11 protein-coding genes are annotated in these 12,326 nt (G+C 59.7%); 4 read left to right on the top strand and 7 right to left on the bottom strand.

From position 1 onward, the window contains the following. Nucleotides 1-14 precede the first annotated feature (14 nt). The 5 genes from pgsA to BKA12_RS03630 all read right to left on the bottom strand — a co-directional run bounded on the left by pgsA (nucleotide 15) and on the right by BKA12_RS03630 (nucleotide 7,517). Nucleotides 15-632, bottom strand: coding sequence for a phosphatidylinositol phosphate synthase (pgsA, locus tag BKA12_RS03650; protein WP_183640717.1), 618 nt, complete (start codon nucleotides 630-632; stop codon nucleotides 15-17). Further along, nucleotides 625-1,185, bottom strand: a complete 561-nt coding sequence (locus BKA12_RS03645) for an HIT family protein (protein ID WP_183640715.1) — start codon at nucleotides 1,183-1,185, stop codon at nucleotides 625-627. Before BKA12_RS03645 ends, pgsA begins: the two co-directional genes overlap by 8 nt. A 42-nt stretch (nucleotides 1,186-1,227) precedes the next feature. Next, a complete protein-coding gene (thrS, locus tag BKA12_RS03640; RefSeq protein WP_183640714.1) occupies nucleotides 1,228-3,354 on the bottom strand; it encodes a threonine--tRNA ligase in 2,127 nt (708 codons plus the stop codon). A 132-nt stretch (nucleotides 3,355-3,486) separates the two neighbouring features. After that, the gene (locus BKA12_RS03635; RefSeq protein WP_183640712.1) at nucleotides 3,487-7,206 is read right to left on the bottom strand and encodes a DNA polymerase III subunit alpha; all 3,720 of its coding nucleotides are present in this window, start codon (nucleotides 7,204-7,206) and stop codon (nucleotides 3,487-3,489) included. Next, entirely contained in the window at nucleotides 7,203-7,517 is a 315-nt protein-coding gene (locus BKA12_RS03630; protein WP_183640710.1) for a hypothetical protein, read from the bottom strand. The genes BKA12_RS03635 and BKA12_RS03630 overlap by 4 nt, the downstream gene beginning before the upstream one ends. A gap of 230 nt (nucleotides 7,518-7,747) precedes the next feature. Here BKA12_RS03630 and BKA12_RS12585 point away from each other — a divergent pair, with 230 nt between their 5' ends. Beyond that, nucleotides 7,748-8,557 carry a LuxR C-terminal-related transcriptional regulator gene (locus BKA12_RS12585; protein ID WP_221228047.1) on the top strand — a complete coding sequence of 270 codons (810 nt, stop codon included), beginning with the start codon at nucleotides 7,748-7,750 and terminating at the stop codon, nucleotides 8,555-8,557. Here the strand turns inward: BKA12_RS12585 and BKA12_RS03620 are convergent. After that, nucleotides 8,554-9,042, bottom strand: coding sequence for a hypothetical protein (locus BKA12_RS03620; RefSeq protein WP_183640709.1), 489 nt, complete (start codon nucleotides 9,040-9,042; stop codon nucleotides 8,554-8,556). The genes BKA12_RS12585 and BKA12_RS03620 overlap by 4 nt on opposite strands. Before the next feature lie 274 nt (nucleotides 9,043-9,316). Here BKA12_RS03620 and BKA12_RS03615 point away from each other — a divergent pair, with 274 nt between their 5' ends. Next, the gene (locus tag BKA12_RS03615; RefSeq protein ID WP_183640707.1) at nucleotides 9,317-9,628 is read left to right on the top strand and encodes a hypothetical protein; all 312 of its coding nucleotides are present in this window, start codon (nucleotides 9,317-9,319) and stop codon (nucleotides 9,626-9,628) included. A gap of 28 nt (nucleotides 9,629-9,656) precedes the next feature. On the opposite strand, the gene BKA12_RS03610 is transcribed toward BKA12_RS03615, so the two are convergent. Then, nucleotides 9,657-10,403 carry an SOS response-associated peptidase gene (locus tag BKA12_RS03610; protein WP_420826505.1) on the bottom strand — a complete coding sequence of 249 codons (747 nt, stop codon included), beginning with the start codon at nucleotides 10,401-10,403 and terminating at the stop codon, nucleotides 9,657-9,659. 162 nt (nucleotides 10,404-10,565) lie between these two features. Between BKA12_RS03610 and BKA12_RS03605 the strand changes: the two genes are divergently transcribed. Further along, entirely contained in the window at nucleotides 10,566-11,654 is a 1,089-nt protein-coding gene (locus BKA12_RS03605; RefSeq protein WP_183640703.1) for an S-(hydroxymethyl)mycothiol dehydrogenase, read from the top strand. Then, entirely contained in the window at nucleotides 11,651-12,280 is a 630-nt protein-coding gene (locus BKA12_RS03600; protein ID WP_183640701.1) for an MBL fold metallo-hydrolase, read from the top strand. Before BKA12_RS03605 ends, BKA12_RS03600 begins: the two co-directional genes overlap by 4 nt. The last annotated feature ends 46 nt before the right edge of the window (nucleotides 12,281-12,326 follow it).

The following is a 12,326-nucleotide window of genomic DNA, read 5'->3' as shown; positions in this document are numbered from 1 at the left end:
TTTTTATTACCGACTCATACTAGAGCCTGAGTGCGTACTTTCCAGACTCGCTGGAGCACCGTGACAACACTAGCAAGAGCTAGCAACACGAAGACGCCAAACAGCACCCATTCGTTGAGACCGAGTCCCGTCAATCCTGTGAAGACGAGCGTTGCCACGAGTCGTTCCGCGCGTTCCGCGATTCCTACATTGGCATCGAAGCCCAAAGCTTCCGCCTTGGCGCGGGCATAGGACACCAAGGAACCGCTGATCAAGCACGTCAAGGCGGCGATACCGATGGCCAGATTGTGACCACCTGTGAAGAACCAGATGGCTACGCCGGTGAAGATTGCGCCGTCGCCCAAGCGGTCCATCGTGGAGTCCAGGAAGTTTCCCCAGCGACCATCGTTGGTGGTCTTCCGCTCGGGTAACCGCGCCATGATTCCGTCCACCACATCGGAGAAGATGAAGGCGGTGATGACCACGGTTCCCCAAAACAGGTAGCCCATGGGGTACAGGATGAGCGCACCGAGCACGGAGCCGAACGTGCCCACAACGGTCACGGTATCTGGAGTCACTCCGCGTTTGAGGAGCCATTTGGCCAGAGGCGTAAACAGCTTCGTGAAGAACTCACGAGCATGGCGATTAAGCATGAACCTCGTCCCAAGCCTCGGCGATCTGCTGACGAATCTCGCCCAAGGTGGCGGGTATTGCTTTGGTCTGGGCAATGATCGGGAAGAAGTTTGCGTCACCGCTCCAGCGCGGCACCAAGTGCTGGTGCAAGTGAGCGGCAATGCCGGCTCCACCGGAAGCACCTTGATTCATGCCCAAGTTGAAACCGTGAGGATACGAGACCGCGCGAATGACCGTCATGGCCTTTTGCGTGATCTGCGCGATTTCCATGGTCTCTTCTTGCGTCAGGTCCGTGTAGTCAGGAACGTGACGGTACGGGCACACCAACAAGTGCCCAGGGTTGTATGGGAAGAGGTTCAAGAGCGCGTAAGCGTGTTCACCACGGTGAACTATGAGCGCCTCTTCGTCGGTCCGGGATGGACCTGCACAAAACGGGCAGTCAGCTTCAGTCTTGACTTGGTCTTGACCGCCCTTGATGTACGCCATGCGGTAGGGGGTCCAGAGGCGGCCGAATGAGTCAGGCACTCCGGCTGATTCGAAATCGTCCGTGACGTCCTGATCGTGGTTACTCATCTCGTCTCCATCTCCTCTGAACTCCCCCACCAGCGTAGCTATTTAGGACTCAACCGCAGCTGAGCTGGCAACCGCGTCGGCCGTTGCTGCCTCAGCGGCACTTTCCGAGCCGGCCTGCGCAACTGCAGCGGCGTCGTCGTTCTCCGAAGAACGAACTGGTCCGTCCTGCAAGGTTCGGGACTGAACGGCGGCAACAATGCGCTCGATTGCTTCCTGCACGGGCACGCCGTTGTCCTGGCTTCCATCGCGGTAGCGGAAGGACACAGCGTTCGCGTCCGCGTCGTCGCCACCGGCGATGAGTACGAACGGAGTCTTGTCCTTGGACGCGTTCCGGATCTTCTTCGGGAAGCGGTCCGAGGAGTAGTCACCCTCCACGCGGATGCCGCGCTTCTTGAGGTCATCAAGAATGCCCTGCATGTAGTCGTTGAACGCCTCCGCCACCGGAATGCCGACCACCTGAACAGGAGCCAACCATGCCGGGAATGCTCCAGCGTAGTGCTCGGTGAGAACGCCCATGAAGCGCTCCACGGAACCGAACAGTGCACGGTGAATCATGACCGGACGCTGACGCGTGCCGTCCGCGGCCTGGTATTCGAGGTTGAAGCGCTCTGGCAAGTTGAAGTCCAACTGAATGGTGGACATCTGCCACGTACGGCCAATGGCGTCGCGAGCCTGGACCGAGATCTTCGGGCCGTAGAACGCAGCTCCACCTGGATCCGGAACCAGGTCAAGACCTGAAGCCTCAGCAACCTCGGCGAGGGTGCGCGTAGCTTCTTCCCAGATCTCGTCGCCGCCCACGTACTTCTCAGGATCCTTCGTGGAGAGCTCCAAGTAGAAGTCATCGAGTCCGTAGTCCTTGAGCAAGCCCAAGACGAAGTTCAGCGTTGAGGTGAGCTCATCCTTCATCTGCTCCTTGGTGCAGTAGATGTGAGCGTCATCCTGTGTCATACCGCGCACGCGCGTCAGGCCGTGCACCACGCCGGACTTCTCGTAGCGGTAGACGCTACCGAATTCGAAGAGGCGCAGCGGAAGCTCGCGGTACGAACGGCCGCGTGAATCGAAGATGAGGTTGTGCATGGGGCAGTTCATGGGCTTCAGGTAGTAATCCTGACCCGGCTTGCGAACCGTGCCGTCCTCGTTCAGTTCCTCGTCAACGTGCATGGCAGGGAACATGCCGTCCTTGTACCAATCCAAGTGGCCGGAGATCTCGTAAAGATGACCCTTGGTGATGTGCGGCGTGTAGACGAACTCGTAGCCAGCCTCAGTGTGGCGCTGACGCGAGTAGTCCTCCATGGCCTTACGGATGATGCCGCCCTTGGGGTGGAACACCGGAAGACCGGAGCCCAAAGCATCCGGGAAGGAGAACAGATCCAGCTCGGCGCCGAGCTTGCGGTGGTCGCGACGCTCAGCCTCGGCGAGACGCTCCTGGTATGCCTTGAGGTCTTCCTTGGTAGGCCATGCCGTGCCGTAGATGCGCTGCAGCTGCTTGTTCTTCTCGCTGCCCAACCAGTAGGCGGCAGCGGAACGGGTCAGCGCGAAAGCGTTGGAGATGATCTTGGTGTTCTGCAAGTGCGGGCCACGGCAGAGGTCACACCAGACGGCTTCGCCGGTCTTGCGGTCCACGTTGTCGTAGATAGTGATGTCGCCGGCGCCCACTTCAACGCTGACGCCTTCGCCTGCGGTGTCCGCTTCGCTGGACTTGTTGAGGAGCTCAAGCTTGTATGGCTCGTTCGCCATTTCTTCGCGAGCTTGCTCTTCGGTCACCACGCGGCGCTGGAACTGCTGGTTCTGGTTGACGATCTTGAGCATCATCTTCTCGAGGGTCTTCAAATCCTCAGGAGTGAATGGCTCTGCTACGTCGAAATCGAAGTAGAACCCGTCCTTGATGTACGGGCCAATGCCGAGCTTTGCGTCGGGACGGAGCTGCTGAACGGCCTGCGCCATGACGTGTGCCGTGGAGTGGCGGAGAACGTTGAGGCCATCTTCGGAGCTGATGTCTACGGATTCAACGGTGGTTCCGGCGACGAGTTCGCGGCTGAGATCCTGGAGGCTACCGTCGACTCGCATCACCACCACCTCTCGCTGTTCAAAAAACAGTTGTGCTCCGGTGGTGCCGGCGTCTACGGATTTTTCTTGCCCGTCGACGACGATCGAGATTTGCTCAGACACGTATTCCTCTTTTCAGTATCGGCTTCATAGCTTGTGACGTACGTTGATCACAGCCAGCCGCTCACGATTCTACGTGAAATCGTTTCTTCATCGGCGCACGTGGCGTGCGGTCTGCATGGCAAGCAGGCGCCGCTACCGTTGGGGCGTCGGCATGAGCTCCCACGTTTCCGGGTGCGGTACCGGCACCGGCGGGAAGTACGGTTTTGAGGACGACGACGGCGCTTGTTCCGTAGCCTCAATCCCCCGCACCGGCCATCCCGTGTCATGATGCGGAATCTCCCTCTTACTTCCGGGGGTTCCCGCACGGGTTCCTGCGAGCGCGCGTGCTAGTTCGCTCAAGCGTTCTTGGTCTTTTTCTTCGCGGAACTTTCGGGCGCTTTCGCGGCGTTTTTGCCAGTACTTCTCTTCGGTGTCTTTCAAGTAGGTCACGGGTGGCAGGGTCTCAGGTTGGTGTATGTTCCAGGCGCGGATGGCTTGGAGGGAGACGGCGCGTGGGCCGGTACGGCGCGTGGTGCCTTCGATGAGCATGAGTCGGGTGGAGAACAGCATCTCGCCGCTTTCGTGTTGGGCTTCGGTGAAGAAGGACGCGTCTACGCAGCCGGTCCCGTCATCGAGGCTGATGAACACTACGCGCTTGCCGCTGCGCATGGGCGGCGTTTGAGTGGCCACGCGCACGCCGGCCACCAGCACGCGTGTCTGCGAGCGCAGGCTCAAGAGGTCGCGCGCATAGGTGACCCCGTAGGCGTCTAGGAGTTTGCGGTGAGATTCCATGAGGTGTGCGGAGACGTCGATCTCGGTGAGGTCTAGCTCGGTGCGCACCTTTTCAGCTTGGGTGGGTTCGGGGAAGACGGCCGTGAGGTTGGAGGTCTCCACGTCTTCTTCGAACGGCAACGGCAACTGTCCTTCGAGCACGGGAACCTTTTTGCCCTTGATGGGTCGGCGCAGCATATCCAGGTGATGCACCAGGTCCGTGCGGCTCACGCGTTCTTTCTTGTTGAAGCGATCTAGCGCTCCAAGTTCGGCGAGGCGACGCAAGTTGGTGCGCGTAGGGCGGGCGCGGTCTCTCACGTCAGCTACAGACGTATAGGGCTGGTGCGCTTCGAGACGCTTGACCTCGATCTCGCTCAGTCCGTGCACCACGGTGAACGCCATGCGGATGCCTAGCTTGCCAGCGTCCTTGCCGCGGCCATCCGTTCCCTCGGGACCCACGCGTTCTACGCGGAAGTGCGAGGTACTGCGGTTCACGTCGAGAGGAAGGATGGGAATCCCCATGCGCCGGGCTTCAGCCACTAGTAGGCGCCGCGGATACATGCCGGGATCGTGCTCCCAGAGAGCGGCAAGAAACGCTTCTGGGTGGTGCGCTTTGAGCCAGGCCGAGTGGTACGTGGGCACGGCAAAGGCCGCGCCGTGGGCTTTGCAAAAACCAAAGCTGCCAAACGCGTGCAGGGTCTGCCAGACCTTGTCGATGACACTGAGCGGATACCCCTTCGCGAGCGCCTTCTCCCGGAAGAACGCCTCCACTTGAGGTTCGGCTTTTGGGTTCCCCAAGAGGCGCCGGTACACATCCGCTTTCGCGAGACCGCAGTCCGTCATGACGTGCATCATCCGCAGCACTTGTTCGTGGAACACCGTGACGCCGTGCGTCTCCGCGAGCACGGGTTCTAGATCCGGGTGCGGGTACACAGCTTCGCGGAAACCATGGCGTTGCTCCAAGAACGGCCGCACCATGTCCGATTGCATAGGACCAGGCCGGAACAACGAGATATCGATGATGAGGTCGTTAAACTCCCACGGCGCCAGCTTGCCAATCAGCTCCCGCTGCCCAGGAGATTCAATCTGAAAGCAACCCAAGGTATGAGTGGAGCGTATGAGCTCGAAGGTAGCTGCGTCGTCGTACGGGACCTTTTCTAGCGCAATCTTGCCGTCACTGGCTACGAAATCCGCAGCCCCGTGCACGCCGGCCTCCGCCACCGCTTCACCGGTGCCATGAATGCGCTGAATTTCCTCGAGGGTGTACGCGATCGCGGACTGCATGCGCACCCCGAGCACATCGAGCTTGAGCATGCCCATGGGGTCCATGTCGTGCTTATCGAACTGACTCATGGGCAGTCCCATCCCGGAGGCTTCCACCGGGGTGCGATCCAGCAAGGTGGCATCCCCCAGGATCACACCGCAGGGGTGCATCGAGATGTGCCGCGGCAGCCGGTCCAAGCGTTCGGTGAGGTCAACCAACAAATCCAGTTGCTGATTGCCGCTCAAACGTCCGGATTCCACGCGCTCGGAGAAATTCTTGAGCTCCGGCATGCGCTCCATGGCTTCGCGGAAACTGGACGCGGAGAAGCGCCAGAGCTGTTTTGCGATGGCGTCCACTTCCGGCTCCGGCATCCCCAGTGCCAGCCCGGCGTCCCGCACGGCACCGCGCGCCCGATACCCGTTTTGCATACTCATGAGCGAGGTCCGCTGCGCGCCGAAGCGCTTGAAGATCTCGTGATAGACATCGTGGCGCCGCGCGCTTTCCACGTCCACGTCAATGTCCGGGAGCGTGCTGCGGTCCCGGGAGAGGAAACGCTCAAAGAGCAGTTCATGCATGAGCGGGTTCACGTGGCTGATGCCGGTGAGGTAGTTGACCAGGCTCGAGGCGCCGGAGCCACGCGCCGCCGTACGCACCCCCATGCCGTTGATCATTTTGGTGACTTCCGCGACCGTCAAAAAGTAAGACGCGAAACCCAGATCCTGAATGACGGACAGTTCTTCATCCAGCCGTTCCCGCAATTCCACCCGGCCGCGCTTACCGAAGACCTGCTGACCCGCATGCGGCGGGAAGAACTTGGTAATCCCGGCTTCACATCGCGCCGCAAGCTCCCGGTTGGCGTCACCTGTGATGCCGATGATGCGCGCTTCAGGCACCACGGGAATGCCGTAGCCACAGTCCGCCACCGGATCTATGCGGCACCAATCTGCGAGCGCTTCCGTAGTGCTGAGCATGGTGCTGGCCACGCCGGAAGCATCCGTGAGATCCCGTCCGATCTCCCGCGCTAAATGCTTCATTTCCTCCGGCGTCTTCAGCCACCCTTGGCCGTTGGGCTGACTCTCCGGCAACGTATCCAGCGAAGTCAGCGTGCGCGCGGCATCCAACACATCCGCCGTCGCGGCACCCTCCACGTCCAGGTACCGCACGGCATTACTCAACACGTACGGAACACCCACTTGACGTGCGGCTTTGATCATCCGTACCGCATGCGCCGTGCTGAGTCGCTCCCCCGGACGGCTCAAATGAGACACGGCCTCCACGTACACACTGCCCGCGGGCAAAAGCGTCTTCCACCGTTGCAACAAGGCGCGCGCTCGCCCGTATTGGCGGCGCTGCGCAGCCTGCCCTACATCGGACCGCGGGCCAACAAGGATGGCAAGCACCGCTTCGCCGTCGTCATTTCGGGACAGCCGTGCAAGCTCCTCCAGCCGAATCCCCACGGGCCGCGTGCGGCTGGACCCGGAACCGCTGCCCTCATGCGCGGCGGACACCGTGCGGCAGAGCGCGCGGTACCCGGCTCCGGCGCTGTGTCCTTTTGCCAGTACGACGACGCGGCCTACCGTTACCGGGACCAGTTGCGTGCCGTGCGGGGTGCGGATTTCTTCGTCCTCAATGAGCGCCAAGTCCACCCCCAAAATGGGATCGAGACCGTGCTCCATGCAAGCTTTGAGGTGTTTGATGGAACCGTAGAGGCCATCGCGATCCGTGCACGCAAGAGCGTCCGCGCCATGAGACGCGGCAGCTGCTGCAAGATCCTTGGGCCACGAGACGCCGTAGTGGGCGCTGTAGGCAGAGGAAACGTGAAGGTGCGTAAAGGTCATGCCGATTGCCGGAGGGCGGCGTCACCTACCTGAATCAATCGCCAACGGCCGGTTTCTACGTGGTGGCTCAGTTCAAGGGTTTGCAACGGGCCGCGTCCTACGAGGCGCACTTGGAGGCGCCAGATCTCATGATCAACCATGCCCGCGCCGCGAGCGCGCTCTGCGCGGACGTCCTCAGCCCACCACTTGCGGCGTTCAAACCAACGCACCGGCTCAGCAGCTAAACGGTACTCACGGCCCTGCCAATGCACTCGCAGCGGTTGCCCTGCCGGGGTGCATTCGACCTCGACCGACTGTGTAAAAAGACCCATGAAAACCTCCATCGCATAGCCGAGCGTGAGCCTTCTCGGCTTTGGTGGGAAGTTCCCGCCCCGGGAAGCGGTGGGCGGTCACTCACTAGTGTATCGAACCTTTGTTCGACAACCAACAAGCTATAAATCGCCCCTGACACTTAGAACTGGGTGCCCTACCCCTCGTGAAAAACTCCCGCGAACCGTAGACTTTGGCAGGAAAGACTCGCGTTCTTTCAAGGCAGGACATCGTGGATAAAACCGCCCGGCGAACGTGGCTAGACACCGCCGCGGAAATACTCGCCTCACCAGAACCCGCGCACGCCTTGGAACATCTCACGACCGGGCTCACGGACACCTTCAACGTGTTCATGGGTGCACGAGTGAGTTGGAGAAACGCCACCGCACAATCCCCCGCTGTTATCGCGGACACGAGTTCTTTCAATCGCGCTCCACACTGGGATGCGGCCGTACGCACCGTGGCCCCGCATCATCCTCTGACCCAATTTCACATGGATCTACGCCACCTCGAACCGAGCCTGCTGATTGACGTCACCCACCGCGGCAAAGACATGACTCAAACCGCTCGTGATCTCTTCGACGAATATCACCTAGGGCGGCACCACTTGTCCTTGCCAGTAGTCACTCGCCACTACACCACGTCCTACGGACTGGTCCGCGATGAGCCTTTCAAGGAACGCGACGTCGAGGACGCAAAAGAACTGCAACGGCTAATTGTGGGGCTAGAAACGCACATCCGGCTGGTGCGGGAATTGCAGGACCTACGACCCACGGACGCAGCGCAGGCCAACACAGCGCAGGACGCGCCACACCAGAGTCTGACCACTCGCGAAATATTGATCTTAGAGATGATTGCGCAGGGAAAGACAGCCACGGGCATCGCTGCTCGTTTGGCTATTTCGCCGCGTACGGTTCATAAGCATCAAGAGCATCTATATAGAAAGCTGGGCGCCCAGGACCGCCTTTCAGCAGTCTTGCGCGCCCAATCGATGGGAATTCTCAAGAGTTCAGACCCCCAACGGCCGAACTCGATGAGCTAGTCCCCGGGGAACTCGCAGAGGTCACTCGCGACGGCCTCCTGAAGTCCGGCGATAATGGTGGATTCCAACACCGGGATATGGTTTCCCAGATATCCAAGTGCAGAACTTTCTTTACCACTTCCCAGCAGACCCGGCCCGGAATTACCGTTCTCGTTTTCCCACGCCTTGAAGGACGTTTCTGGATTCTCCTTGATCCAGATCAAAGGAATATGAGAGATGCCGTTCTCTTCCATCCAAGTGGCCCACAAACTGTCATAGTCGAGAACACCAACACAATCCGGTGCAATTGAGTTGACGAAAGCAAAATCGGCAATGGTGGCAAGCGAAATGTACTTATCGCTGGTGCTCGCTTTCGCGTAGGCAGCATCGCTCCATTGCTTCTTGAAGCATTCGTGGGCAGAGGCAGATGGGGCAAAAGCTAAAGCGGCGACCATAGTGGCGCTAGCGCCAGCTAGCATTATTTTTCGGCGAGATGGCTTGAACATTTTTCATCCTTGAAGTGACGTGCCGTTCACAGGAATGTGCGGATGTATTAAGTCAAGCGATGCGGCCGCCTGGTTTCTATACGCAAAACTGCGTACGTACGGTGGGTGACTAAGAAAACAGGCTCAGCAGCTAAAGCGTACTCGGGACTCTGCACATGTACTCACAGCGGTGAACGGGTCAAATGACTGAATTGAAAAACGATCGGTCCGCAAGATCCCCGAACACCTAGCACTGCATGTGGGGCCGGACGGCGTGGGGTATAGCTCCACAAGATTGATCATTTTCATCATGTGGGCTGTTGCGGCCGCTGCGCTCGCAATTGGAGGGGCTACCGCGCGGGAGTTCCTGACGTCCGATCACTGGAATCAAAAGGAAACGGGAATCGCAGTCAGCATTCTGGCCGTGGGGTACGGGGTGATTGGCAGAGCGCTGGCTACGATCCTAAGCTCGGCAGGGCTCTCCCCCGACGACGTTTCGGATGCTTCGGTGGGCGCCGGGTTGCTTGGCTTCCTAGGGTTCTTTGTTGCCGCGATCTTGGCATATATCAAGGTTCTTCCTCGCGGGAAGATGGAATCACTCGGCTAGGACTTCCTCTGAAGACTGCGGAGGATGATTACTCCGAGAACAGGCTCTGAAGAGGCTCGATCAACTCGGGAGAATTGTTGCGAACGTTGCCCACGGCAGGATCAACTTCGCGCAGGTTCCAGCCGGAGGCAACCTCAAAGGCTTGGCTTGTCGCCAGTTCCACCAGGGCTACGGCATCCTTGTTCGCCGGGTTGAGCCACTCGTTCATGGCCTCAGCCCCCAGAGGCACCGGCAGCCGGTCATGGAGATTGCCCAGCTCAGCAAGGACGGGATCAGCATCGTCAGCAGATGGCGATGCCATGGTCATGATGCTGCACGAGAGCACCCAGGCTTCTTCGCCTTCTACAGTTTCGGCGGACTTGTCCTTCCACCATTCGTAGATTCCTGCAAAGAAGATCATCGAATCGTCTGCCGGGTGAATATAGAACGGCCGCTTCTTGCCCTTGGGCGTATCTGGCTTGAGCCATTCGTAATAGCCATCCACGGGGACGGCGCAGCGCTTGGACTTGATGGCGGAACGGAACGTGGGCTTCTCGATGATGGTCTCGCTGCGCGCATTGAAAGCCCGCACGCCCACTGATGGATCCTTGGCCCACCCGGGAATCAATCCCCAGCGCGCCACCTCGATGCGGCGAGTCATCTTGTCATCTACCAAACGTTCCAACACGATGGGCACATCAGTGGTGGGTGCAACATTCCACGATTGGCGAAGTTCCAGATTCTCATCCGCTTCGGCTTCCGCGAGCGCTACCAAGTCACCGATGGCCCGAGCCATGACATACCGTCCACACATGCTTAAAGAGTGACACAAAGTAGCAAGAGGTCACCTCACCTTGGGCGCTCGTGATTGACTGGAACGTATACGCCCCACTGTGTAGCCGAACGCGAAGCGACAGTGACCAACCGTTGCCCGAGCGTTCCCATTAGAGGAGAAAAAGTGCCACAAACCGTACGTGCTGTTGTTGTGAAGGCCAAAGACGCCCCAGTGGTCGTCGAGAACATCATCATTCCGGATCCAGGTCCGGGCGAAGTTGTTGTAGACGTGTTGACCTGCGGTGTTTGCCATACGGACCTTCACTACAAGCTGGGTGGAATCGGTAACGATTACCCGTACCTCTTGGGCCACGAGTCCACTGCCGTTGTTTCCCAGATCGGCGAAAACGTCACCAACGTCAAGGTGGGCGATCGCGTGATCCTCAACTGGCGCGCTGTGTGTGGCGAGTGCCGCGCATGTCAAAAGGGCCAGCCGCAGTACTGCTTCAACACCGCTAACGCCACCCAAAAGATGACCCTCGAGGACGGCACTGAGCTCTCCCCTGCGCTTGGCATTGGTTCCTTCGCGGAAAAGACGTTGGTTGCTGCGGGACAGTGCACCAAGATTGACGACGACGTCGATGCTGCTGCGGTTGGATTGCTGGGTTGCGGCGTCATGGCAGGTATTGGCGCAGCCATCAACACCGGCGAGGTCAAGCGTGGCGAGTCCGTGGCCGTCATCGGTTGCGGTGGCGTGGGCGTAGCCGCCATCATGGGCGCAAAACTTGCCGGTGCCACCACCATCATTGCCGTGGACATCGACCAGAACAAGCTTGACCAGGCCGTGAAGCTCGGCGCAACGCACGGCGTGAACTCGAAGGAACAGGATCCCATCAAGGCCATCCAGGATCTCACTAACGGCTTCGGAGCAGACGTTGTTATCGACGCCGTGGGCCGCCCTGAGACCTACAAGCAGGCGTTCTACGCTCGCGACCTTGCCGGCCGTGTAGTTCTGGTGGGTGTTCCTACCCCGGAGATGACCCTCGAATTGCCATTGCTGGACGTGTTCGGCCGCGGCGGTTCCCTCAAGTCCTCGTGGTACGGCGACTGCCTCCCTTCCCGCGACTTCAAGATGCTCGTGGACCAGTACCGCTTGGGCCGCCTGGACTTGGATGCATTCGTTACCGAGCGCATCTCCTTGGACCAGATTGAAGACGCTTTCCAAAAGATGCACGACGGCACGGTGCTTCGCTCAGTGGTGGAAATCGCATGAGCGCACGCATCGAAAACCTCGTCACGTCCGGAACGTTCTCTCTTGACGGTGGAACGTGGGACGTCGATAACAACGTGTGGATCGTCGGCGACGACTCCAAGGTGATCGTCATTGACCCGGCCCACAACCCGCAGGCTATCGCCGAGAAGGTGGGCGAGCGCACGGTAGTTGCAGTTCTGCTGACCCACGGCCACGATGACCACATTCGCTACGCTCAGGAGTTCGCACAGCTGGTCCACGCACCACTGCACTTGAACCCCGCGGACCGCATGCTCTGGGACGCAGTGTTCCCAGATCAGGCACCGGATCACGAGATTGTGGACGGTGAAGAGTTCCCGATCGCCGGCATCACGCTCAATGCCATCTACACGCCGGGACACTCCCCCGGATCCACGTGCTTCTATGCGAAGGACTTGGACACGGTGTTCTCCGGCGACACGTTGTTCGACGGCGGACCAGGCGCCACAGGCCGCTCCTACAGCGACTTCGGCACCATCATCGAGTCCATCCGCGAAAAGCTCCTCACCCTCCCGGACACCACGCGAGTGTGCACGGGTCACGGCGATGACACGAGCATCGGCGCAGAGAAGCCGCACCTTCAAGAATGGATCGCACGGGGTCACTAGAGCCGGGGTCACTAGCGCCGCAGACACTAACCACCGCTGGTGATCA

Origin of the sequence: Neomicrococcus lactis (assembly GCF_014200305.1) — a bacterium.
In the GTDB taxonomy this organism is placed as follows: Bacteria; Actinomycetota; Actinomycetes; order Actinomycetales; family Micrococcaceae; genus Neomicrococcus; species Neomicrococcus lactis.
Note: the sequence above shows the minus strand (reverse complement) of the source record. Positions and strands in the feature narration are given on the sequence as shown.

What these genes read in the sequence shown, in the direction of transcription:
- BKA12_RS03645 (WP_183640715.1), bottom strand. Translation starts at nt 1,185, where the DNA reads ATGAGTAACCACGATCAGGACGTCACGGACGATTTCGAATCAGCCGGA.
- BKA12_RS03630 (WP_183640710.1), bottom strand. Translation starts at nt 7,517, where the DNA reads ATGGGTCTTTTTACACAGTCGGTCGAGGTCGAATGCACCCCGGCAGGG.
- BKA12_RS03620 (WP_183640709.1), bottom strand. Translation starts at nt 9,042, where the DNA reads ATGTTCAAGCCATCTCGCCGAAAAATAATGCTAGCTGGCGCTAGCGCC.
- pgsA (WP_183640717.1), bottom strand. Translation starts at nt 632, where the DNA reads ATGCTTAATCGCCATGCTCGTGAGTTCTTCACGAAGCTGTTTACGCCT.
- BKA12_RS03610 (WP_420826505.1), bottom strand. Translation starts at nt 10,403, where the DNA reads ATGGCTCGGGCCATCGGTGACTTGGTAGCGCTCGCGGAAGCCGAAGCG.
- BKA12_RS03635 (WP_183640712.1), bottom strand. Translation starts at nt 7,206, where the DNA reads ATGACCTTTACGCACCTTCACGTTTCCTCTGCCTACAGCGCCCACTAC.
- BKA12_RS03600 (WP_183640701.1), top strand. Translation starts at nt 11,651, where the DNA reads ATGAGCGCACGCATCGAAAACCTCGTCACGTCCGGAACGTTCTCTCTT.